At 61.5% G+C, this 22,797-nt stretch carries 18 protein-coding genes; 11 read left to right on the top strand and 7 right to left on the bottom strand.

From position 1 onward, the window contains the following. The first annotated feature begins 199 nt into the window (after nt 1–199). The 3 genes from acnA (at nt 200) to AC1DUY_RS09055 (ending at nt 4,639) form a co-directional block, all read left to right on the top strand. Complete coding sequence (gene acnA, locus AC1DUY_RS09065) at nt 200–2,920, top strand: aconitate hydratase AcnA (RefSeq protein WP_478113715.1); 2,721 nt, start codon at nt 200–202, stop codon at nt 2,918–2,920. Nucleotides 2,921–3,087: 167 nt separating this feature from the next. Next, nucleotides 3,088–3,840, top strand: a complete 753-nt coding sequence (locus AC1DUY_RS09060) for a DUF1223 domain-containing protein (RefSeq protein ID WP_309941746.1) — start codon at nt 3,088–3,090, stop codon at nt 3,838–3,840. A 436-nt stretch (nt 3,841–4,276) separates the two neighbouring features. Beyond that, complete coding sequence (locus tag AC1DUY_RS09055; protein ID WP_089263291.1) at nt 4,277–4,639, top strand: DUF2794 domain-containing protein; 363 nt, start codon at nt 4,277–4,279, stop codon at nt 4,637–4,639. Nucleotides 4,640–4,654: 15 nt separating this feature from the next. On the opposite strand, the gene AC1DUY_RS09050 is transcribed toward AC1DUY_RS09055, so the two are convergent. The 4 genes from AC1DUY_RS09050 to AC1DUY_RS09035 form a co-directional block, all read right to left on the bottom strand. Further along, nucleotides 4,655–5,179: a GNAT family N-acetyltransferase gene (locus AC1DUY_RS09050; RefSeq protein WP_089263290.1), complete on the bottom strand. Its 525-nt coding sequence runs from the start codon at nt 5,177–5,179 to the stop codon at nt 4,655–4,657. A gap of 82 nt (nt 5,180–5,261) precedes the next feature. After that, nucleotides 5,262–6,050, bottom strand: coding sequence for a Bax inhibitor-1/YccA family protein (locus AC1DUY_RS09045; RefSeq protein ID WP_089263288.1), 789 nt, complete (start codon nt 6,048–6,050; stop codon nt 5,262–5,264). Nucleotides 6,051–6,362: 312 nt separating this feature from the next. Further along, complete coding sequence (locus AC1DUY_RS09040) at nt 6,363–8,930, bottom strand: ABC transporter permease (RefSeq protein WP_478113711.1); 2,568 nt, start codon at nt 8,928–8,930, stop codon at nt 6,363–6,365. Nucleotides 8,931–8,934: 4 nt separating this feature from the next. Next, entirely contained in the window at nt 8,935–9,675 is a 741-nt protein-coding gene (locus tag AC1DUY_RS09035; protein ID WP_089263284.1) for an ABC transporter ATP-binding protein, read from the bottom strand. Here AC1DUY_RS09035 and AC1DUY_RS09030 point away from each other — a divergent pair. The 6 genes from AC1DUY_RS09030 (at nt 9,674) to sucD (ending at nt 15,860) form a co-directional block, all read left to right on the top strand. Further along, complete coding sequence (locus tag AC1DUY_RS09030) at nt 9,674–10,381, top strand: arylesterase (protein WP_478113709.1); 708 nt, start codon at nt 9,674–9,676, stop codon at nt 10,379–10,381. The two genes, AC1DUY_RS09035 and AC1DUY_RS09030, sit on opposite strands and share 2 nt — an antisense overlap. Nucleotides 10,382–10,608: 227 nt before the next feature. Next, the gene (gene thpR / locus AC1DUY_RS09025) at nt 10,609–11,145 is read left to right on the top strand and encodes an RNA 2',3'-cyclic phosphodiesterase (protein ID WP_089263280.1); all 537 of its coding nucleotides are present in this window, start codon (nt 10,609–10,611) and stop codon (nt 11,143–11,145) included. 65 nt (nt 11,146–11,210) lie between these two features. After that, nucleotides 11,211–12,395, top strand: a complete 1,185-nt coding sequence (gene zapE, locus AC1DUY_RS09020) for a cell division protein ZapE (protein WP_439074195.1) — start codon at nt 11,211–11,213, stop codon at nt 12,393–12,395. Between the two features lie 207 nt (nt 12,396–12,602). Next, nucleotides 12,603–13,568 carry a malate dehydrogenase gene (gene mdh / locus AC1DUY_RS09015; RefSeq protein WP_068730094.1) on the top strand — a complete coding sequence of 322 codons (966 nt, stop codon included), beginning with the start codon at nt 12,603–12,605 and terminating at the stop codon, nt 13,566–13,568. A 206-nt stretch (nt 13,569–13,774) separates the two neighbouring features. Further along, entirely contained in the window at nt 13,775–14,971 is a 1,197-nt protein-coding gene (gene sucC / locus AC1DUY_RS09010) for an ADP-forming succinate--CoA ligase subunit beta (protein WP_089263274.1), read from the top strand. Between the two features lie 4 nt (nt 14,972–14,975). After that, nucleotides 14,976–15,860: a succinate--CoA ligase subunit alpha gene (gene sucD / locus AC1DUY_RS09005; protein ID WP_093757749.1), complete on the top strand. Its 885-nt coding sequence runs from the start codon at nt 14,976–14,978 to the stop codon at nt 15,858–15,860. Nucleotides 15,861–15,981: 121 nt separating this feature from the next. Here sucD and AC1DUY_RS09000 read toward each other — a convergent pair whose 3' ends face one another. From AC1DUY_RS09000 to AC1DUY_RS08990, 3 genes are all read right to left on the bottom strand, one after another. Further along, nucleotides 15,982–16,860: a sulfurtransferase gene (locus AC1DUY_RS09000; RefSeq protein WP_478113705.1), complete on the bottom strand. Its 879-nt coding sequence runs from the start codon at nt 16,858–16,860 to the stop codon at nt 15,982–15,984. A gap of 125 nt (nt 16,861–16,985) precedes the next feature. Beyond that, entirely contained in the window at nt 16,986–18,125 is a 1,140-nt protein-coding gene (locus tag AC1DUY_RS08995; protein ID WP_478113703.1) for an acyl-CoA dehydrogenase family protein, read from the bottom strand. A 67-nt stretch (nt 18,126–18,192) separates the two neighbouring features. Further along, entirely contained in the window at nt 18,193–18,735 is a 543-nt protein-coding gene (locus tag AC1DUY_RS08990) for an OsmC family protein (protein WP_089263266.1), read from the bottom strand. 237 nt (nt 18,736–18,972) lie between these two features. On the opposite strand from AC1DUY_RS08990, the gene AC1DUY_RS08985 reads away from it, so the two are divergent. Continuing rightward, nucleotides 18,973–19,656: a TetR/AcrR family transcriptional regulator gene (locus AC1DUY_RS08985; RefSeq protein ID WP_478113701.1), complete on the top strand. Its 684-nt coding sequence runs from the start codon at nt 18,973–18,975 to the stop codon at nt 19,654–19,656. A gap of 174 nt (nt 19,657–19,830) precedes the next feature. Then, the gene (locus tag AC1DUY_RS08980; RefSeq protein WP_478113699.1) at nt 19,831–22,788 is read left to right on the top strand and encodes a 2-oxoglutarate dehydrogenase E1 component; all 2,958 of its coding nucleotides are present in this window, start codon (nt 19,831–19,833) and stop codon (nt 22,786–22,788) included. The last annotated feature ends 9 nt before the right edge of the window (nt 22,789–22,797 follow it).

Below are 22,797 nucleotides of genomic sequence, written 5' to 3'. Positions count from 1 at the left end.
CAGAGGTCGCCGCGGCGTTGTTGCATCATTTCGCAGGGCTGCAAACGATTGTGGATATGGCAGCGGTTCTAGAAAGATTCTATAAGTCGGAACTTGATGCAGCACACAATCGGCGCCAGCGAGCAAACCGGCCTTCTCCGCCGACGGTGTGTAGATACCCTTTTCCGGGTATCGGTCAACTGAATTGGGACCCCTTCGCATGACCTCGCTCGACAGTTTCAAGTGCCAAAAAACCCTCAAGGTGGGCGCTAAAACTTACGTGTACTACAGCCTGCCGCTCGCTGAGAAAAATGGTCTGACGGGCATTTCGAAGCTGCCGTATTCGATGAAGGTCCTGCTCGAGAATCTGCTGCGCAACGAGGACGGCCGCAGCGTCAAGAAGGAAGACATCGTTGCTTTCTCGAAATGGCTGAAGAAGCGCAAGCTTGAGCACGAAATCTCGTTCCGCCCTGCGCGCGTGCTGATGCAGGACTTCACTGGCGTCCCCGCGGTAGTCGATCTTGCTGCCATGCGCAACGCGATGCAGGCGCTGAAGGGCGATCCCAAGAAGATCAACCCGCTGGTCCCGGTCGATCTGGTCATCGACCACTCGGTGATCGTGAACTTCTTCGGTGACAACAAGGCGTTCGGCAAGAACGTCGCCGAAGAGTACAAGCAGAACAAGGAGCGCTACGAGTTCCTGAAGTGGGGCCAGAGCGCGTTCTCGAATTTCTCCGTCGTGCCGCCCGGCACCGGCATCTGCCACCAGGTCAATCTCGAATATCTCGCCCAGACCGTCTGGACGAAGAAGCAGAAGATGACGGTCGGCAAGAAGACCGGCACCTTCGAGGTCGCCTATCCGGACACGCTGGTCGGCACCGACTCGCACACCACCATGGTCAACGGCCTCGCCGTGCTCGGCTGGGGCGTCGGCGGCATCGAGGCGGAAGCCGCGATGCTAGGCCAGCCGCAGTCGATGCTGCTGCCCGACGTGGTCGGCTTCAAGCTGTCGGGCGCACTCAAGGAAGGCGTCACCGCCACCGACCTCGTGCTCACCGTCACCCAGATGCTGCGCAAGCAGGGCGTCGTCGGCAAGTTCGTGGAATTCTACGGCCCCGGCCTCGACGCCATGTCGGTCGCTGACAAGGCGACAATCGGAAATATGGCGCCGGAATATGGCGCGACCTGCGGCTTCTTCCCGGTCGATGCCGCCACCATCGACTATCTGAAAACTTCGGGCCGCAAATCGGCGCGTGTCGCACTGGTTGCCGCTTATGCTAAGGCGCAGGGCCTGTACCGCACCGCCAAGTCGCCCGATCCGGTGTTCACCGAAACGCTGAAGCTCGATCTCGGCGACGTCGTACCCTCGATGGCCGGCCCGAAGCGTCCGGAAGGCCGCGTCGCACTGCCCGCCATCGCCGAAGGCTTCTCTGCCGCGCTAACCACCGAATACAAGAAGCCGGATAACCACAACGCGCGCTTCCCCGTCGAGGGCAAGAACTTCGATGTCGGCCATGGCGACGTGGTGATCGCTGCCATCACCTCCTGCACCAACACCTCGAATCCGAGCGTGCTGATCGCCGCCGGCCTGCTGGCACGTAACGCCGTGGCCAAGGGCCTCAAGACCAAGCCGTGGGTGAAGACCTCGCTGGCGCCGGGCTCGCAGGTCGTCGCTGAATATCTCGCCAATTCCGGCTTGCAGCTCGATCTCGACAAGATCGGCTTCAACCTCGTCGGCTTCGGCTGCACCACCTGTATCGGCAATTCCGGCCCGCTGCCGCCGGAGATTTCGAAATCGATCAACGACAACGGCATCGTTGCCGCAGCGGTTCTTTCGGGCAACCGTAACTTCGAGGGTCGCGTCTCGCCGGACGTGCAGGCAAACTATCTCGCCTCGCCGCCGCTGGTCGTCGCGCACGCACTTGCCGGTACGGTGACCAAGAATCTAGCGGTCGAGCCGATCGGCGAAGGCAAGGATGGCAAGCCGGTGTTCCTGAAAGACATCTGGCCGACCACGAAGGATATCAACGCCTTCATCAAGAAGTACGTGACGTCGACGATCTTCAAGAAGAAGTACGCAAACGTGTTCGACGGCGACGCCAACTGGCGCAAGATCAAGACGGTCGAGAGCGAGACCTACAAGTGGAACATGGGTTCGACCTATGTGCAGAACCCGCCCTACTTCGAAGGCATGAAGAAGGAACCGGAACCGACCACCGACATCGTCGATGCGCGCATCCTGGCTCTGTTCGGCGACAAGATCACCACCGACCACATCTCGCCTGCCGGTTCGATCAAGCTCACCTCACCCGCCGGCAAGTATCTGTCGGAGCACCAGGTGCGCCCGGCCGACTTCAACCAGTACGGCACGCGCCGCGGCAACCACGAAGTGATGATGCGCGGCACCTTTGCCAATATCCGCATTAAGAACTTCATGATGCAGGGTGCTGACGGCAACGTGCCGGAGGGCGGCATGACCAAGCACTGGCCCGATGGCGAAGCCATGTCGATCTACGACGCCGCGATGAAGTATCAGGCCGAACAAGTGCCGCTGGTCGTGTTCGGCGGTGCCGAATACGGCAACGGTTCGTCGCGCGACTGGGCTGCAAAGGGCACCCGTCTGCTCGGCGTTCGCGCCGTGATTACCGAAAGCTTCGAACGTATTCATCGATCCAATCTGGTCGGCATGGGCATTCTGCCGCTAACCTTCGAGAACGGCTCATCGTGGAAGAAACTCGGCCTCAAGGGCGACGAGAAGGTCACGATCCGCGGTCTGACGGGCGACATCAAGCCGCGCCAGCAGATGGTGGCGGAAATCGTGTCGGCCGATGGCTCACTCCACAAGGAGACGCTGCTCTGCCGCATCGATACGCTGGACGAGCTCGAATATTACCGCAATGGCGGCATCCTGCATTACGTGCTGCGTCAGCTTGCGGCCTGACGCCCATACGTGGTGTGACGTAGTGCCTCACCGCGAAGTGAGTGGCTAGTGAACAGAAGGCGGCCTATGAAGGGCCGCCTTCTGGCGTTTGAGGGCATGAACGTGTTAGCGACACCAATGTGCGACACCGTCTGTTATGTGTCTCACCTCGAGCGTGGCAAAACCTCATGAAATCCTTTGGCGGCATATCGCAGTGGACCGGCGCGCTCAGCGTGTGCGCCGCCATTGCAGCAAGCGGTAGCGCGCTGGCCCAGCCTAGGGCCGTGGTGGAACTGTTTACCTCGCAAGGTTGCTCGTCCTGCCCGCCTGCAGACAAGATCATCGGCGACCTCGCCAAAGACCCATCCGTGATCGCATTAAGTATGCCGATCGACTACTGGGATTACCTTGGCTGGAAGGATACGCTGGCCGACTCGCGTTTCAGCGCACGGCAGAAGGCCTATTCGCAGATGCGCGGCGATCGCGACGTCTACACACCGCAAGTCGTCGTCAACGGCGCCACTCAAGTGATCGGCAGCGATGCCGATCGTATCCAGGGCGCGATCAGCGAAACCAAGAAAGGCACCGTGATGACGGTGCCGGTGTCGATGTCGGTTTCCGGCAAACACGTCAACGTGTCCGTTGCCGCATCGAACAATGCGCCGGATACGGCGCATGGCGAAGTCTGGATCTGTTCCGTGTCGAAGGCAGTGCCGATCACGGTCGGGCGCGGCGAGAATCGCGGCAAGCAACTGACCTACTACAATGTCGTCCGGAACTGGCTGAAGGTCGGTGACTGGACCGGCAACGCCGCCAACTGGACGCTGCCGCTGGAGAACATCTCCAGGGATGGTGTCGATGCCGCCGTCGTTTATGTGCAAGACGGCACGCGCGACAAGCCCGGCGCGATGCGCGGCGCGGCCTATACGTCGCTACAGTAAGTCTTCAGATTGATAACTTCGGTAGCTGCTGCCCTTACGCGTGGCATGCCCGCACCATTGTGAGCCCTCGGCGAAGACTGGATTGCTTCGTCGCTTCGCCTATCGCAATGACGCTTGATGGTCTCGCAAAAGCATCCACCAAAAAGAAAAGGACCAACTTGCGTTGGCCCAGTGGGGATTAACTTCCTGCGCAGGGTCCGATCCCAACGACCGCGGGGGGCTGGGGGCTGAGGAATCCGAGACCGGAAGAACCGGACCCGACGCAGTATCTTCTTGTCGCAATCCAGAAGGGCGCCCGATGGGCCAAAATTTGGCGGCAATAAGATTCACCTGACGTTCCCGTGACGGGAAATTTCTACCATCGGGCCTGCGGATCGGCCCTTGCAGAGGACCGCGGTCGGCGCGATCATGTCGACGATATGACAGGAGGCGCTGCATGAATGTGATTCCGGGAGATACTGAGCCCACCGAGAATCGCGCGGCGACGGGCTCTGCCGCCGCCGCGCCCGTCGTCAGCTTCAATCGCCTTGAGCTCAGCCGCATCCTCAACCTGTACGGCCGTATGGTCTCCGACGGCGAGTGGCGCGATTACGCCATCGACTTTCTGCGCGACCGCGCGGTGTTCTCGGTGTTCCGCCGCTCGTCGGAAGTGCCGCTCTATCGCATCGAGAAAGATCCGCGACTGGCGCGCAAGCAGGGCATGTATAGTGTGATCTCGGCCAGCGGCATGATTCTGCGCCGCGGCCAAGAACTCGACCGCGTGCTCCTGGTGATTGATCGCAAGCTGGCGGTGGTGTAATCGATTCGCACAGCGTCAGGGCAGCGTGCGGGCGCCGTCGCCAAGTGCGAGCTGCATCGAAACGGTATCAAGCCAGCGATCGAACTTGAACCCGACATCGGTATGCACCCCAACCATCTGAAACCCGGCATTGCGATGAACCGCGATGGAGCCGGCATTGGCGCTGTCACCGATCACGGCGACCATCTGGCGGTAGCCGCGGCTCTCGCATTCGGCGATCAGCCGCGCCAGAAGTTTGCCGCCAACGCCTCGCCGTTGGGCTTTCGGATCGAGATAAATCGAATTCTCGACGGTAAAGCGATAGGCCGGTCGCGGGCGATGCGCGCTGGCATAGGCATAGCCGACAACCCGGCCTTCCAGCACAGCCGCGAGATACGGATAGCCCCCGCTCACCATCCCCTCGAAACGCCGCGTCATCTCGGCCAAATCTGGCGGGATCAGTTCGAACGTGGCCGTGCCGAACTGCACCGCCTCGGCATAGATCGCGGTGATCGCGGGCAGATCTGCCGCCGTGGCGGGCCTGATTTCAATATCGGACATGGCGCTGAGACTATTTTTGCTCCACCCAAAAGAAAAGCCCCGGCCTTTCGGTCGGGGCTAAGATCTTCTCTATGCTCTGAGCTTATTCGCGCTGTCCGAGCAGCTGCAGCAGCAGCGTGAACAGGTTGATGAAGTTCAAGTAGAGCGACAGGGCACCGGTGATCGCCGCGCGCTCGGCGATATCGCCGCCCTGCGAGGCGTAACCGTAGATGTAGTCGTTCTTCAACCGCTGGGTATCGTAGGCAGTGAGGCCCGCGAAGATCAGCACACCGACGACCGACACGATGAACTGCAGCATCGACGAAGCGACGAAGATGTTCACGACGCTCGCGATGATGATGCCGAACAGGCCCATCAGCAGGAACGAGCCCATGCCCGTCATGTCACGCTTGGTGGTGTAGCCGTAAAGGCTCAGCGCACCGAACGAGGCAGCGGTGATGAAGAACACCCGCACGATCGACGTGTGCGTGTACACCAGGAAGATCGACGACAGCGAGATGCCCATCAGAGCCGCGAAGGCCCAGAACAGCAACTGCGCAGTAGCCGGCTTCAGCCGGTTGATGCCGAACGAGATGGCGAACACCATGACCAGAGGCGCCAGGATGAACACCCACTTCAGCGGGCTCACGAACATCGCATAGCCGAACGGCGTCAGGTAGGAGCTACCGATCCGGGCAGCGGCGCCCGACGGGTCGGTAGTCACGGCGGCCATGTACACGCCGAGAGCAGCCAGGCCGGTGATGGCCAGACCGATCGTCATGTAGTTGTAGATGCGCAGCATGTAGGAGCGCAGTCCGGCGTCCACGGCAGCGGCATCGCGCGCGCCGGCCCGGCCGAAGGGGGAAGCATAGTTACGGTCTAGATCCGACATGGTCGAAACCTCGATGTTGTCCGGCTGATCGCAAAGGGTTCGCGTCGCCGGTTCGAATTATATCCCAGATATCTGCGCTTCCTGACACTAAACTCGATTTCATAAAAAATCGATGTCATCTGCGCTCGATGCCTGACCCATAGGGTATGTGGTAAACTAACACATTCGCTGCAAGCTTCCACGCGTGGCGGAATGTCGCTCCGATTTGCATTCAGGCAACCGGGTAAACTTTCAGCCTGACGCAAGCTTGGCGATTTCTCAGTCATTTTGCACGAATCAGCCCGTGCAAAGGCTGCTTCGTGTCAAAACAGGTCACAAATTCCGTAACACGGTGGCAGGCTTCTGGTTCAAGGCTACCAACGTACCCACCAGGCCCAAACCCACTGTGACAATTAGCGCCGCCAGCACGACGCCAGCCGCGCTGCCAGCCTGCCAGACAAAGCTCAGCGTCATCAGGCGCGTGACGATCAGCCACGCCGCCACCGAGCCGGCGATGACCCCAAACACCGCCGTGGCCAGGCCGATCATCAGATATTCGAGGGCATAGGCACCCAAAAGCCGCGCACGCGTTGCGCCGAGGGTCTTGAGAATCACGGCGTCATAGACGCGATGCCGGTGACCGGCGGCCAGCGCGCCACCGAGCACGAGGATGGCCGAGAGCAGGGTCACCGCGCTGGTACCGCGGATCGCCAGCACGAGATTTGTGACAACCGATCCCACAGTGTCGAGCGCTTCCCGGACCCGCACGGTGGTGATCATCGGGAATGCGTCGGCCACCGCCTTGACCAGACCGGCGTCCTGGGACGGATCGGACTTCGGTTCGGTCAGCGTGGCAATATGGGTATGCGGCGCACCGCGGAAGGTATTGGGCGAGAACACCAGGACGAAATTGATGCCGAGGCTCTGCCAGTCGACGGACCGCATATTGCCGATCCTGGCGGTGATATCGCGGCCGAGCACGTTGACGGTGACCTCGTCGCCCAGTTTGAGCCCGAGCCCGTCGGCCAGCTTCTTCTCGAACGACACCAGTGGCGGGCCGCTATAGTCGGGCGCCCACCATTCGCCCTCGACCAGCTTGGAGCCACGCGGAACCTCGTTGGTGTAACTGAGGCCGCGGTCGCTCTGCAGTACCCATTCGGCATCGGATGACGGCTTGAGGTCTTCTGCCTTGACGCCGCGCGCGGCGACGATCCGGCCGCGCAGCATCGGCACATCCTCGACGGTCGACTGCGGCTGCTTCTCCCTGAGAAACGCGCTGAAGCGGTCGGCCTCGGTGGAGGGAATGTCGATGAAATAGAACGACGGCGCCTTCTCCGGCAGCGCTGCCATGAACTGCCGGCGCAGATTGCCGTCGATCTGGGTGACGGTCACCAGCACCGTCAGGCCGAGCCCGAGCGACATCACCACCGACGGCGTCAGCGCGCCCGGCCGGTAGATATTGGCAATAGCCAGCCGCAGCATGGTCATGCTCGGCCGCGGTAATTTGCGCGCAAAAGCCATCAATGCGCCAGCGATACCGCGCAGCAAGGCGAAAACGACCATCGACGACACCACAAATACGGCAGCGACGCGTTTGTCGTAAGCGAGCCCGACCACCACCGCGATCAGCACCCCGACCACGAGTGCCATCCAGAGTATGTAGCGCAACTTCGGCCGGTGAGATTCCGTCAATGCCGCATCACGAAACAGCGCCGCGACCGGGACGTCATGCACCCGGGCCAAGGGCCACAGCCCAAAAGCCAGCGCCGTCAGCAGCCCGTACAGCAACGACAACGCCAGCTCGCCGAGATGAAGCGCCGGCACCACCGGCAGCGGCAGCAGCTTGCCAAACAGGCCGACAATAGCAAACGGCAGGGACGCACCGACCACCATGCCGATCAGCGAGCCGATCACCGCCAGCACCAGTACCTGGGTGAGGTAGATCGCGAATACGTCGCGGCCAGTCGCGCCAAGCGCTTTCAACGACGCGATGACATCGCGGCGGCGATCAATATGGCTCTTCACGGCATTGGCGACGCCGACGCCGCCGACCAGCAGTGACGCGAGGCCGACCAACGTCAGGAACTGGGTGAATCGCGTGATGGTGCGCTCAAGCTGCGGCGATGCGTTGTCGCGCGAACGGATTTCCCAGCCGGCTTGCGGCAATTGGGCACGCGCGGCGTCGGCCAGCGCCTTGGCAGCGCGATCGCCGGAAACGGTGTCCGGCAGGCGAACACGATAGATCCAGCGCACCAGACTGCCGGGCTGCAGAAGCTTGGTGGCGCGCAGAGCGTCCTCACTGGTGAGGAAACGCGGCGCGAAACCGACACCGCCAGCGAGCTTGTCGGGCTCCGCTGAAATTTCGCTGCGAAGCTCGAACGTCGCATTACCGACCGTGAGGCGGTCACCAACCTTGAGGCCTAGCCGGGCCATCAATGTCGTATCCGTCGCGGCGCCATAGGCCCCGTCACGTTCGGCGAGCAGATCGCTCATCGGCATGTCCGGCGCCAGGGTCGCCTTGCCGAGCAAGGGATAGCTGCCATCGACGGCCTTGATCTCAACAAGCGCAAGATTGCCGTCCGGCGCGCGCGCCATGCCGCGCAGCGTTGCGGCAACCGACACCGCACCGCGTGCGCGCAAGAAGGCGAGTTCTTCCGGCTTGGCCTCACACTGCATCAGCGAGAATGCCACGTCGCCGCCGAGCAGCGTACGGCCTTCGCGCGCCACGCCCTCGCCCAAACTTGCCGCGACCGAGCCAACGCCTGCGATGGCCATGACGCCCAGCGCGATGCAGGCGATGAAAACGTAGAAGCCGCGCAGGCCGCTGCGCAGCTCGCGGAAAGCGTAACGCAACGCCAGCGACGGGCCTCGGCTGTTAGGAATGGTCTCGGTGATGGTCATCGGATCAGGCCGTCTCGACCCAGTTGCGCTCGGTGGCGGGCCCATCGATCCGGCCGGAACGTAATCGCACCACGCGGTCGCAGCGATGCGCCAGCGTATTGTCGTGAGTCACCAGCACCAGCGTCATGCCGCGCTGCGCGTGCTGCGCGAACAAGAGATCGACGATCTGGCCGCCGGTGGATTCGTCGAGATTGCCGGTCGGCTCGTCGGCGACCAGGATCGCAGGATCCGGCGCCAATGCGCGCGCCAGCGCGACGCGCTGCTGCTCGCCACCGGAAAGCTGGGTCGGATAGTGATGCAGACGGGCACCGAGACCGACCGCTTCCAGCTCGCGCGCCGCACGGCCGGCTGGGTCGGGATGACCTGCCAGCTCCAGCGGTACCGCGACATTCTCCAGCGCCGTCATGGTCGGGATCAGGTGAAAGGACTGGAAGACGATGCCGACATGACGGCCACGAAACCGCGCCAATCCGTCCTCATCGAGATCATTGAAAGAGGTGCCATTGACCACCACCTGACCGGAGTCAGGACGCTCCAGCCCCGCCATCACCATCAGCAGCGTGGACTTGCCGGAGCCCGACGGGCCAATCAGCCCGATCGCTTCACCCGATCCGACGCGCAGGCTGATATCCTTGAGGATATGCACCCGCGCAGCGCCGGTGCCGAGCGAGAGGTTGATGTTCGAGATTGAAATGGTGTCCGGCGAAACGCCGGCCGATGATGAGGCTTCAATGAAAGTATCCATGCGAGCTTCATATGGCACTTCGTTTGCGGCGGTCGAGGGGCTGCTGCGCACGTTTATGTGGCTGGTCGTCGCCGGGCTGACGGCCGCACTTCCGATCCCCACCGCCACGGCGCAGACGGCCGCCACCGGCACGGCCAAGCCCGTCAAACTGGTCGTGCTGGGAGACTCCCTGAGCGCAGGTTATGGCCTGCCGGCGGCAGCCGCGTTTCCGGTCCGGCTACAAAAGGCCCTGAAGGACAAGGGGATAGAGGTCGAGATGATCAATGCCGGTGTATCCGGGGATACCACCTCGGGCGGCCTCGGGCGGCTCGACTGGTCGGTGCCCGAGGGGACGCAGGGCGTGATCGTCGAACTCGGCGCCAACGACGCGCTGCGCGGCACCGATCCGAAGGTCCCGCGTGCGGCGCTCACCGAGATTCTGACGCGGCTGAAGGCCCGCAACATCGCCGTGCTTCTCTGCGGCATGGTGGCACCGCCGAACTACGGCGCCGACTATGCGGAAAAGTTCAATTCGATCTATCCGGATCTCGCCAAGCAATTTGGCGTGCCGCTCTATTCGTTCTTTCTCGAAGGCGTCGCCGGTGACAGTAAACTCAACCAGGCCGACGCGATGCATCCGACAGCGGATGGCGTCGACATCGTCGTGAAAAACATCCTGCCCAGCGTCGAGGCATTTGTCGGCACGATCGCTGGGCAACGCAGTTGAGAAACAGGCAGCCTCAACCTTAATGACGGTTTTTCACGGAACCTTCATGCACCGAGCGCGGCATCTGCTTCGCAGAGTCACAGAAGTCGGGTAAAAAAAGACATCGGTGATTCGTCACCGGCTCGTTTGTTCGGGCATGATTTTCGCCGAGGGGTGCGGGCGTGCGTAAGCACACCGTAGTCAGCACCTTTCGGCGAAAATCGCGCCCCGGCAAAGAGGAGCTGACTATGCCGCGTTTGTTCGCCGGACTGGAGATACCAGCCGAGATCGGCCAGACATTGGCCAATTTGCGTGGCGGCCTGCCAGGCGCACGCTGGATCGATCCCGAAAATTATCATGTCACGCTTCGCTTCATCGGCGATATCGATGGCGTTTCCGCCAACGAAATCGCCGATCTGATGTCACGCGTGGAGCGCAGACCCTTCGAGGTCGCGGTGCGTGGCCTTTCGAGCTTCGGCGGCAAGAAACCCCGCGCTGTCGTCGCTGCGGTCGAGCCGAGCCGTCCGCTGCTTGAACTGCAATCCGAACTGGAACGGCTGGTGCGCCGCTGCGGGCTCGAGCCCGAGGGCCGCAAATTCACGCCGCATGTCACGCTGGCCCGGCTGCGCGATTCCTGCGACCGCGACGTCGCCGACTATCTTTCGGTGCGGGGCTACTTCCCGACGAAGATCTTCACCGCCTCGCGCTTCGTGTTGTTCTCGTCGCGGGCATCCACGGGCGGCGGCCCTTATCTGGTCGAGGATTCCTACGCGCTCTGCGCATGAGCGCATATCCGCTTCGACCAATTCGCATCTTGCATTTTCCGGGCGTATGGGGCCGTTAGGGCCCCATGTCGTCCAGCCCTCCGCAATCCTTCCGCGAACAATATCAAGCCCTCGTAGCCTCCGGCGCCATCGAGGCTGACCCGGCGCAGGCCGGCGCCGTCGAGGCCATCGCGGCGCTCGACGTTGCGCTGTCCACTTATAAGCCACCGCGCAAGCAGGGCTTCTTTGGACGCCTGTTCGGCGACAAGGATATGCAACCGCCGCGCGGTCTCTACGTCCATGGCGAGGTCGGCCGCGGCAAGACCATGCTGATGGACCTGTTCTTCGAAGCCAGCGCGGTCACGCACAAGCGTCGCGCTCATTTCCATGAGTTCATGGCCGACACCCATGAGCGCATCTATAATTTTCGCCAGAAAATCGCGAGCGGCGAGCTGCCCGACGGCGATGTCATCGCGCTGACGGCGAATTCGATCTTCGACGAAGCCTGGCTCCTCTGCTTCGACGAATTTCACGTCACCGACATCGCCGATGCGATGATCCTCGGCCGACTGTTCGCACGGCTGTTCGAGCTCGGCACCGTCGTCTTCGCGACGTCCAATGTCGAACCCGTCAATCTCTACAAAGGCGGTCTCAACCGCGCGCTGTTTTTGCCGTTCATCAAACAGATCGAAGATCATATGGAGGTGCGCAAGCTGGATTCGCGCACCGACTATCGATTGGAAAAACTGGCCGGCGTAAAGAGCTGGCTGGTGCCGGACGATGATGCAGCAAAGGCCGCGCTCGACAAGGCTTGGGCAAAGCTCACGGGCGGCGCACCGGCAAAGTCGCGTGAAATCTCGATCAAGGGTCGCACGCTACGCGTTCCCCTGGAAGCGCAGGGCGTGGCCCGGTTTTCATTTGGCGACCTCTGCGAGAAGCCGCTTGGCGCGTCAGACTACCTGAAACTGGCGCACGACTATCACACGCTGTTCATCGAACATATTCCGATGATGGACTACGGCGACCGCAACGCCGCCAAACGCTTCATCGCACTCATCGACACGCTCTATGACAATGCCGTGAAGCTGATGGCCTCGGCGGCCGGCGAACCGCACGCGCTGTATCAGGCCAGCGAAGGTTTCGAGGCAATGGAATTCGCGCGGACCGCGTCGCGGCTGTTCGAGATGGGTTCAGAAACATATCTGGCCCTGCCCCATGGCCGCAGCGATTCCACCGCCTCAGGCGCCACCACCGGCCTGGTCGAAACCTGACGCGCGCGATCAGATCGATATCAAAGCGGAATCGGTACTTTCGCGAGCGATTCCAATTTCCAGTTCACTCATAATAATTTGCATTGCAGGCCGGCGCTCGACAATTGGGCAGGCTCCGACTTGAACGGTGTCCGCGAAAGGGATAACCAGCCTGTCAGCATTTCCTGCTCCCTCCCTACCCCTTCGGGCTTAAAGGATAGATTTCCCATGGCGCGTAACAAAATCGCATTGATTGGTTCTGGTCAGATCGGCGGAACACTTGCTCACCTCGTCGGCCTGAAAGAACTCGGCGACGTCGTGATGTTCGACATTGCGGAAGGTGTGCCGCAGGGCAAATCGCTCGATCTCGCGCAGTCCTCACCGGTCGACGGCTTCGACTCCAAGCTGACCGGCGCCAACTCCTATGAGGCGATCGAAGGTTCGGACGTCATCATCGTCACCGCCGGCGTGCCGCGCAAGCCGGGCATGAGCCGCGACGATTTGCTCTCGATCAACCTCAAGGTGATGGAGCAGGTTGGCGCAGGCATCAAGAAGTACGCCCCGAATGCCTTCGTGATCTGTATTACCAATCCGCTCGATGCGATGGTCTGGGCGCTGCAGAAGGCCTGCGGTCTTCCGGCGAACAAGGTCGTCGGCATGGCCGGCGTGCTGGACTCGGCGCGCTTTCGCTACTTCCTGGCCGATGAATTCAATGTGTCGGTCGAAGACGTCACCGCTTTCGTGCTCGGTGGCCACGGCGACACCATGGTTCCGCTGGTCAAATATTCGACCGTTGCCGGCATCCCGCTGCCCGACCTCGTGAAGATGGGCTGGACCTCGCAGGCTCGCATCGACGAAATCGTCGACCGTACCCGCAATGGCGGCGCCGAGATCGTCAACCTGCTCAAGACCGGTTCGGCCTTCTACGCTCCGGCCGCGTCGGCCATCGCGATGGCTGAGAGCTATCTCAAGGACAAGAAGCGCGTTCTGCCCTGCGCCGTTCACCTGAACGGTGAATACGGCGTCAAGGACATGTATGTCGGCGTTCCCGTTGTCATCGGCGCCAAGGGTGTCGAGCGCATCGTCGAGATCGAACTCCTCGGCAAGGACAAGGAAGGCTTCGACAAGTCGGTAGCTTCGGTGGTCGGCCTGATGGACGCCTGCAAGAAGATCGCACCCGACCTGCTCGGCTAAGATCAAGCTCACTTCACCGGCACCCTCTGGGTGCCGGTTTTGCATTTGACGACGTTGGCAAACACTGCAACGAACCCCTCAGCCAATTCGTCCGTCACGCGGAATTATCGTCGGCTTTGACTTGCAGCATGCTTGGTATACGGTATGCCAGTTCAAAGAAAATGACGTGAATTCCAAGTTCACCATCCGGGGTTCGGGAGCAACTTATGAATATCCATGAATATCAGGCGAAGGCCGTGCTGAAGGAATTCGGCGTGCCCGTTTCCAAGGGCGTGCCAATCCTCAAGGCCGAGGAAGCTGAAGCTGCCGCCAAGCAGCTGGGTGGTCCGTTGTGGGTGGTGAAGAGCCAGATCCACGCCGGCGGCCGCGGCAAGGGCAAGTTCAAGGAAGCATCGGCCGGCGACAAGGGCGGCGTCCGCCTCGCCAAGTCGATCGACGAGACCAAGCAGTTCGTCAAGGAAATGCTCGGCGCGACCCTCGTGACCGAACAGACCGGCCCGGCGGGCAAGCAGGTCAACCGGATCTATCTGGAAGACGGCTCGGACATCGAGAAGGAATTCTACCTCTCGCTGCTCGTCGACCGTGAGACCTCACGCGTGGCTTTCGTGGTTTCCACCGAAGGCGGCATGAACATTGAGGAAGTCGCGCACAACACCCCGGACAAGATCGTGACCTTCTCGGTCGATCCAGCCACCGGAGTGATGGGCCACCACGGCCGCACCGTGGCGCAGGCGCTGGGCCTCAAGGGCGATCTCGCCAAGCAGGCCGAGAAGCTGGTGTCGCAGCTCTACACCGCGTTCATCGCCAAGGACATGGACATGCTGGAGATCAATCCGCTGATCATCTCCAAGCAGGGCGAACTCAAGTGCCTCGATGCCAAGATGTCGTTCGACTCGAACGCGCTGTATCGTCACCCGGAAATCGTCGCGCTGCGCGACACCACCGAAGAAGACGCCAAGGAAATCGAGGCGTCGAAATATGACCTCGCTTACATCGCGCTCGACGGCACCATCGGCTGCATGGTCAACGGCGCCGGCCTCGCAATGGCCACGCTCGACATCATCAAGCTCTATGGCGAAAGCCCGGCCAACTTCCTCGACGTCGGTGGCGGCGCTTCCGAGGAGAAGGTGACCGCAGCGTTCAAGATCATCACTGCCGATCCGAACGTGAAGGGCATCCTGGTCAACATCTTCGGCGGCATCATGAAATGCGACGTCATCGCTGCCGGCGTTGTCGCCGCAGTGAAGGCTGTCGGCCTCCAGGTGCCACTGGTTGTCCGCCTCGAAGGTACGAATGTCGAGGAAGGCAAGAAGATCATCCGTGAATCCGGTCTCAACGTTCTGCCCGCCGACGATCTCGACGACGCCGCTCAGAAGATCGTCAACGCCGTGAAGGGAAAGTAAGCCGATGTCCGTCCTGATCGACAAGAACACCAAGGTCATCTGCCAGGGCTTTACCGGCAAGAACGGCACCTTCCACTCCGAACAGGCGATTGCCTACGGCACCAAGATGGTCGGCGGCACTTCGCCGGGCAAAGGCGGCTCGACGCATATCGGCCTGCCGGTGTTCGACACCGTGGCCGAAGCCCGCGACAAGACCGGCGCCGATGCATCCGTGATCTATGTGCCGCCGCCGGGCGCAGCAGACGCGATCTGCGAAGCCATCGACGCGGAGATTCCGCTGATCGTCTGCATCACCGAAGGCATTCCGGTGCTCGACATGGTGCGCGTCAAGCGTTCGCTGTCCGGCTCCAAGTCGCGCCTGATCGGGCCGAACTGCCCGGGCGTCGTCACCGCTGGTGAGTCGAAGATCGGCATCATGCCGGCCAACATCTTCAAGCCCGGCAGCGTCGGCATCCTGTCGCGCTCCGGCACACTGACCTATGAAGCCGTGTTCCAGACCACCCAGGCCGGCCTCGGCCAGAGCTCGGCAGTCGGCATCGGCGGCGACCCGGTCAAGGGCACCGAGTTCATCGACGTGCTCGAGATGTTCCTGGCCGACCCCAAGACCACCTCGATCATCATGATCGGCGAAATCGGTGGTTCGGCGGAAGAGGACGCGGCACAGTTCATCAAGGACGAAGCGAAGCGCGGCCGCAAGAAGCCGATGGTCGGCTTTATCGGCGGCGTCACCGCACCTCCCGGCCGTCGTATGGGCCATGCCGGCGCAATCGTCTCCGGCGGCAAGGGCGATGCCCAGTCGAAGATCGCAGCCATGGAAGCCGCCGGCATCCGTGTCTCGCCATCACCGGCCCGCCTCGGCACCACGCTGGTTGATGTGCTGAAGGGCTAAGCTGAGCTCGGCAGAGTTGAGAAAAGAAAGGCCCGCTCGCGAGAGCGGGCCTTTTGTTTTGACACTCTGACTGGATCGCCCGGTCCAAGTGCGCGCCCGGCCGGGCGAGGACACTGGAGTTCTACGCCGCCTGCGCCTGCTTCTCGCCAACCAGCGGCAAACCTTCCTCGATTGGATACTTCGTATCGCGCGACCATTCGTTCCACGAACCAAAATACATCCGGACATCAGCCACGCCGGCGTTCTTTAGCGCGAGAAACGTGTTCGACGCGCGTGCGCCCTTGAAGCAGTAAAGATAGACAGTGGTCGACGGCGTGATCCCGACAGTCGCGCATTCGGCGAGGATCTCGTTCTTCGACTTGAAGCGCGGACCTTCCGATGTCGGCTTCATCATGCGGTACCACTCGATCCAGACGGCGCCGGGAATGCGGCCCATGCGCGGGCAGAAATCCTTGCCATAGGGCGACGAGCTTTCGCCGATCCACTCGTCGACATCGCGTACGTCGAGGATGGCGATCGACGGATTGCCGAGCGCGCCCTGCATGGTGCCCGCATCGATCAGGATCGAACCGGCTTCCGGCTTGATGACGAAGGATGCTGCCGTCGGCGTCGGAACGTCCGTGGTGGTCGGCAGGCCCTTCATGGTCCAGGCTTCAAAGCCGCCATGCAGGACCTTGATCCTGGGATAGCCGAGAAACTCCAGCAGGAAGTAACCGCGGCAGGACTGGCCGAAGCCCGAATTCATCGACTGTTCGTAGATCACCGCAGTCTCGCTGCCGGACAGGCCGGCACCGCCGAAGGCCGCAGCGAACTTCTTCTTCAACTCGTCCATACCTTCGGGCGTCGAGGTGGCGAGGAACGTAAAGATCTCATGGAGATTGACGGCGCCGGGGATATGCCCGGCCGCATAGGCGTCGGGATTGCGCGTGTCGATGATGACACAAGGTTCTGACTTCATGAACGTGACGAGGTCGTCTGCGGAAATGAGAACTTCAGCCATTGAAAGCCTCCACTGTGTTGAACCGTCGTTGTTGAGTCGTTTGTGCTGGATCGCCTGTCGTTTCGCCGTGACTTAAGTCAATTCGCTTTCCGTTCGCGTGATCGGGATCATTTGCATGATCGGGATCACGCCCCGCCCTGGTCTCCCTGATATTCGCGCGCATTGTCTGCGAGCATTTTTCTGAGCTGCTTGGTGGCGGGGGTGACGATCGCCACGAAATAGGCTTCGCGCAGTCGGCGCTGGGCGCGGTGCGATTTGAGATAGCCGCGCGCGCCACAATGCAGCATCGCTGCATGGGCTGCGGCGACGGCGGCGTCGCCGGCGCGCAGACGCAGTTCGACGACGCTGCGCCAATAGGCATTGCTCGTGTCAAAGGGTGTGGCGGCGAGCATCATCGTCTCGGCCTCCATTTTCGCGAGAAGCCCGGCGAAATCCTCGGGCTGCTGCGGCAGGAAGCAATTGACGTGGGCGAGCGACGGCTTGACGCTATGCATGATAGCAACGCAATCGCGCACCAGCCCAAGGCCCATGCCCATCTGCATCAGGATGAAACCGGCGCGAATCTTCCTCACGAACGGCATCGCCGGTGCCGCGAGCACCTGATCGTCGGGAATGAAGACGTCGCGGAATTGCACGGCGTAGGTGCCGGTGCCATCCATGGCAAGGAACGGCTTGCATGGCGTCAGCGAGAGATTCTCGTCGGCGCAGTCGGCGAGGAACATCACCTTCTCGCCGGAGCCGTCATCGAGTTCGAAGATGGTGCCGAACATGTGGTCGGGACCAAGATTCGACACCCATGGCAGAGCACCGCGCACGATATAGCCGCCATCAGTGCGGCGACCTTTCAGCTTGAGCTTCTCGATGCCGAAGAAGCTCTTCATCGGATTGGAGAGGCCCGTGCCGCCGAGCAGCTTGCCGCTCGCGGCATCGCTCAGATACTTCGCCTTCAGCGCGGCGTTGTCGGAGTTGAGGATGTACCAGACCAGCGTGTTCTGGCACCACGCCATGAAGGCCGTGGAGCCGCAGGTCTCGCCGATGGTGGTGATGCCCGCGATCGTCTCGCCGAGATCCGCGTGTGCCGACCAGGCACCGACATCGCCGAGATGACGTAGCGCACGATCTGGATAGATTGTGCCTTCATCGATCTCCAAAACTATTGGTGAAAGATCGGTGCGCGCGACGACAGCTATTCGTTCAACGAGCGACGGTGTGTCGCCGGCCCCTTCAATATCGTCAGATTTCCGCAGCACTGCCGTCGTGGTCATGTCGACCTCCGTCACGCACAAGGAAGAGAGACTGCGGCCGCATCGCTGCGGCCGCGCTAACTCACATTCAGGCAGAGACTTCGAGATTGACCGGGCGCGTAAACGTGTTGGCGACGGGCGACCATTTCTTGACGTGGGTGATCAGCGCATCGATCTCGGCCTGGGGAACGCCTTCGCATTCCATGTCGACCTTGATGCGCACATCGGTGAAACCGACCGGCTTCTCGCTGATATCGCCGGTGCCCCAGACGGCAGTGATGTTGAGATCGCCTTCGAGCTGCAGTTCGAGTTTGTTGACGGTCCAACCACGATGCACGGCATTTGCGTGCAGGCCGACGGCGATGCAGGAGCCAAGCGCCGCCAATGACGCCTCTGACGGATTCGGCGCGGTGTCGTCGCCGAGCAGGGCTGGTGGCTCATCGACGATATAGGGCGGCAGATTGCGGATGTAGTTGGCGTGGCGGAACTTGCCCTCGGCCACCGTCTTGCACTTCAGCGTCTTGATGACATTGGGATTGGCTTTGCCGTTGGCGATCAGCTGTTCGAGGCCGCCTTTGTCGATCGGCGCGAGGCAGCCGGTCAGGGCGGTTTTGGCGGCAACAGCAGTCATTGGTTTTCTCCCTTGGAAAGATGGCAAGATACAGAACGTTCTGTAGCTTTGCAGAAACCGTGCCAGCGTCGGCTGATGCAAAAATCATCGTGGGATCAGCGAGTTGCGTAATTGACGCAAAATGGGGCACAGGCTGAACTGCCGCTTAGCGCGGCAAAAGCGTATTTACCCGCTCGAATATTGGTCAGGAACCGATGATCGCTTGCGCCGCGCGCGCGCCATGACATATGACAGGGCATGACTGATGCGATGCCGCAGGCTGTCGAAAGCAATGTTCCGCAGGTGACGCCGCGGGAGCGGCTGATGGACGCGGCGACAAGGCTGTTCTGCAAGAATGGCATCAATGCCACCGGCATAGACGCCATCGTCAGCGAGGCCGGTACGGCCAAAACCACGCTCTACAAAAACTTCAAATCCAAGGACGACCTGGTCGACGCCGTGCTCAGGGCGGAGAGCGAGACCTGGCGCGGCTGGTTCATTGCCGCCGTGGAACGCGCCAGAACTCCGCGTGAAAAACTGGATTCGATTTTCCCCGCGCTGAAGGGCTGGTTTGCCGAAGAGACCTATTATGGCTGTGTTTTCATTAATGCGGTCGGTGAACACTCCAAGGACGAGACCCGACTGCGTGACATCACGATCCGGCACAAGTCGTTCATTCTCAAGCACATCTCCGGACTGGCCGAGGCCGCCGGCGCCAAGAAGCCGGACTTTCTCGCGCACCAGATCGGCCTCTTGATGGACGGCGCCATCGTCGCCGCCATGGTGACCCGCGACCCGACCGTGGCAGACGCCGCCGGCATGGCCGCCAATGCCCTGCTCGACGAGGCCTGCGGACCGCCCAAAATCCGCCGCACCCGACGCGCCGGACTGCAAGGCGGCGCTGCCGCTTTGGCCAAGGAAGACCTCAGTGTCGTCGACTGAAATCAGCGGACAAAATCTCGCGCACAAAGAATTGACGAAATATTCAGTTCTTCGTGCTTTTCAGGGCGCACATTCGGATTAAATAGGGTAGAAGCTCGCTCGACTTTAGGATGGTCCGGCAACCGGATCAGCCCTCGTTAAAATTTCCGCGCGATACCAAATCAGGACGCCATCATGTCTCGCCAGGACGCGAACGCCGCCTTTGCACTCTCCTCATTTCTGCAAGGCGCAAACGCCACTTACATCGACGACCTCTATGCCCGTTACGAAAAGGACCCCTCCTCGGTCGACGCCGAGTGGCAGGAGTTCTTCAAGAGCCTGAAGGACTCGCCCGCCGACGTTCAGAAGAACGCCGAAGGCCCGTCCTGGGAGAAGGCCAACTGGCCGCTGACGCCCAAGGACGACCTGACCTCCGCCATGGACGGCAACTGGGCCCAGGTCGAGAAGGTGATGGGTGCCAAGCTCGCCGCCAAGACCGCGCAGCCCGGTGCTGCCGCCCCGACCGGCGACATCAATCAGGCGACCCGCGATTCGGTACGCGCCTTGATGCTGATCCGCGCCTTCCGCATGCGCGGCCATTTCCACGCCAATCTCGATCCGCTGGGCATCGAAGGCCAGAAGGATCACGAGGAGCTCGATCCGCGCTCCTACGGCTTCACCGATGCCGACTACGACCGCAAGATCTTCCTCGATAACGTCATCGGCCTCGAATACGGCACGCTGCGCGAGATCGTTGCGATCCTGCAGCGCACCTACTGCCAGACCCTCGGCGTCGAGTTCATGCACATTTCCAACCGCGCGCAGAAGGCGTGGATCCAGGAACGTATCGAAGGCCCGGACAAGGAAATCAGCTTCACGCCGGAAGGCCGCCGCGCCATCCTCCAGAAGCTGGTCGAAGCCGACGGCTTCGAGAAGTTTTGCGACGTCAAGTTCACCGGTACCAAGCGCTTCGGCCTCGACGGCGGCGAATCACTGATCCCGGCGCTGGAACAGATCATCAAGCGCGGCGGCAGCCTGGGTGTCCGTGACATCGTCGTCGGCATGCCACATCGCGGTCGCCTCAATGTGTTGACCCAGGTGATGGGCAAGCCGCACCGCGCGCTGTTCCATGAATTCAAGGGCGGTTCGGCCAATCCGGACGAGGTCGAAGGCTCGGGTGACGTCAAGTATCACCTCGGCGCCTCGTCGGATCGCGAGTTCGACAACAACAATATCCACCTGTCGCTGACGGCGAACCCGTCGCATCTTGAAATCGTCGATCCCGTGGTGCTCGGAAAGGTCCGCGCCAAGCAGGACCAGAATGGTGATCCGCCAGACCAGCGCATTTCCGTGCTGCCTCTGCTGATGCATGGCGATGCGGCCTTCGCAGGTCAGGGCGTGGTCGCGGAATGTTTTGCGCTGTCGGACCTGAAGGGCTACCGCACCGGCGGTTCGATCCACTTCATCGTCAACAACCAGATCGGCTTCACCACCTATCCGCGTTACTCCCGTTCGTCGCCCTATCCGTCCGATGTTGCGAAGATGATCGATGCTCCGATCTTCCACGTGAACGGCGACGATCCGGAAGCGGTGGTGTTCGCCGCCAAGATCGCGATCGAGTTCCGGCAGAAGTTCCACAAGCCTGTCGTCATCGACATGTTCTGCTATCGCCGCCACGGCCATAACGAAGGCGACGAGCCGGCGTTCACCCAGCCGGTGATGTACAAGAAGATCGGCGCGCATCAGTCGACGCTGGATATCTATGCCAAGCGCATCATCGCCGATGGCGTGATGACCGAAGGCGAAGTCGACAAGGCGAAGGCCGACTGGCGCGCCCGTCTCGATGCCGAGCTCGAAGCCGGCGCCGGCTACAAGCCGAACAAGGCTGACTGGCTCGACGGCAAGTGGGCCGGCTTCAAATATGCCGACCAGGAGGAAGATCCCCGTCGCGGCGTGACCGGCGTCGACGTCAAGACGCTGAAGGAGATCGGCGCCAAGATCACCAAGGTGCCCGATGGCTTCCGCGTTCACCGCACGGTGCAGCGTTTCCTCGACACCCGCGCCAAGGCGATCGACAGTGGCGAAGGCATTGACTGGGCGACCGGCGAGGCGCTGGCATTCTGTACCCTGATGGAAGAAGGCCACCATGTTCGGCTGTCCGGCCAGGACTCGGAGCGTGGCACCTTCTCGCAGCGCCATTCGGTGCTGTTCGACCAGGAAGACGAAAGCCGCTACACGCCGTTCAACCACCTCAAGCCCGACCAGGGTCACTACGAGGTCATCAACTCGCTGCTGTCCGAAGAAGCCGTGCTCGGATTCGAGTATGGCTACTCGCTGGCCGAGCCGAAGGCTCTGACCATCTGGGAAGCGCAGTTCGGCGACTTCGCTAACGGCGCACAGGTGCTGTTCGACCAGTTCATCTCCTCGGGCGAACGCAAGTGGCTGCGTATGTCGGGCCTCGTCTGCCTGCTGCCGCATGGCTATGAAGGCCAGGGGCCGGAGCATTCCTCCGCACGCCTTGAGCGTTTCCTGCAGATGTGCGCGGAAGACAACATGCAGGTGGTGTATCCGACCACTCCGGCCAACTACTTCCACATGCTGCGTCGTCAGTTGAAGCGTGAGATTCGCAAGCCGCTGATCGTCATGACGCCGAAGTCGTTGCTGCGCCACAAGCGTGCGGTATCGAAGCTGAGCGAACTCGGTGCCGACACCTCGTTCCACCGCGTGTTGTTCGACGATGCGGAGAAGCTGCCGGACGAGAAGATCAAGCTCACCGCCGACAACAAGATCCGTCGCGTCGTGCTGTGCTCCGGCAAGGTGTATTACGACCTCTACGAGGAGCGCGAGAAGCGTGGCATCGACGATGTCTACCTGATGCGCATCGAGCAGCTCTATCCGGTGCCGCTGAAGACGCTGGTGCAGGAGTTGACCCGCTTCAAGGGCGCGGAATTCGTCTGGTGTCAGGAAGAGCCGCGCAACATGGGCGGTTGGCACTTCATCGAGCCGTATCTCGAATGGGTGCTCAACCAGATCAACGCCACCCACAAGCGTCCGCGTTACGCCGGCCGCGCCGCATCTGCGGCGACCGCCACCGGCCTGATGTCCAAGCATCTCGCCCAGCTCAAGGCCTTCCTCGACGAAGCGCTCGGCTAAGCCTCCATT

Source organism: Tardiphaga sp. P4_G1 (assembly GCF_056401215.1).
Note: the sequence above shows the minus strand (reverse complement) of the source record. Positions and strands in the feature narration are given on the sequence as shown.

What these genes read in the sequence shown, in the direction of transcription:
- acnA (WP_478113715.1), top strand. Translation starts at nt 200, where the DNA reads ATGACCTCGCTCGACAGTTTCAAGTGCCAAAAAACCCTCAAGGTGGGC.
- AC1DUY_RS09060 (WP_309941746.1), top strand. Translation starts at nt 3,088, where the DNA reads ATGAAATCCTTTGGCGGCATATCGCAGTGGACCGGCGCGCTCAGCGTG.
- AC1DUY_RS09055 (WP_089263291.1), top strand. Translation starts at nt 4,277, where the DNA reads ATGAATGTGATTCCGGGAGATACTGAGCCCACCGAGAATCGCGCGGCG.
- AC1DUY_RS09050 (WP_089263290.1), bottom strand. Translation starts at nt 5,179, where the DNA reads ATGTCCGATATTGAAATCAGGCCCGCCACGGCGGCAGATCTGCCCGCG.
- AC1DUY_RS09045 (WP_089263288.1), bottom strand. Translation starts at nt 6,050, where the DNA reads ATGTCGGATCTAGACCGTAACTATGCTTCCCCCTTCGGCCGGGCCGGC.
- AC1DUY_RS09040 (WP_478113711.1), bottom strand. Translation starts at nt 8,930, where the DNA reads ATGACCATCACCGAGACCATTCCTAACAGCCGAGGCCCGTCGCTGGCG.
- AC1DUY_RS09030 (WP_478113709.1), top strand. Translation starts at nt 9,674, where the DNA reads ATGCGAGCTTCATATGGCACTTCGTTTGCGGCGGTCGAGGGGCTGCTG.
- AC1DUY_RS09035 (WP_089263284.1), bottom strand. Translation starts at nt 9,675, where the DNA reads ATGGATACTTTCATTGAAGCCTCATCATCGGCCGGCGTTTCGCCGGAC.
- thpR (WP_089263280.1), top strand. Translation starts at nt 10,609, where the DNA reads ATGCCGCGTTTGTTCGCCGGACTGGAGATACCAGCCGAGATCGGCCAG.
- zapE (WP_439074195.1), top strand. Translation starts at nt 11,211, where the DNA reads ATGTCGTCCAGCCCTCCGCAATCCTTCCGCGAACAATATCAAGCCCTC.
- mdh (WP_068730094.1), top strand. Translation starts at nt 12,603, where the DNA reads ATGGCGCGTAACAAAATCGCATTGATTGGTTCTGGTCAGATCGGCGGA.
- sucC (WP_089263274.1), top strand. Translation starts at nt 13,775, where the DNA reads ATGAATATCCATGAATATCAGGCGAAGGCCGTGCTGAAGGAATTCGGC.
- sucD (WP_093757749.1), top strand. Translation starts at nt 14,976, where the DNA reads ATGTCCGTCCTGATCGACAAGAACACCAAGGTCATCTGCCAGGGCTTT.
- AC1DUY_RS09000 (WP_478113705.1), bottom strand. Translation starts at nt 16,860, where the DNA reads ATGGCTGAAGTTCTCATTTCCGCAGACGACCTCGTCACGTTCATGAAG.
- AC1DUY_RS08995 (WP_478113703.1), bottom strand. Translation starts at nt 18,125, where the DNA reads ATGACCACGACGGCAGTGCTGCGGAAATCTGACGATATTGAAGGGGCC.
- AC1DUY_RS08990 (WP_089263266.1), bottom strand. Translation starts at nt 18,735, where the DNA reads ATGACTGCTGTTGCCGCCAAAACCGCCCTGACCGGCTGCCTCGCGCCG.
- AC1DUY_RS08985 (WP_478113701.1), top strand. Translation starts at nt 18,973, where the DNA reads ATGACTGATGCGATGCCGCAGGCTGTCGAAAGCAATGTTCCGCAGGTG.
- AC1DUY_RS08980 (WP_478113699.1), top strand. Translation starts at nt 19,831, where the DNA reads ATGTCTCGCCAGGACGCGAACGCCGCCTTTGCACTCTCCTCATTTCTG.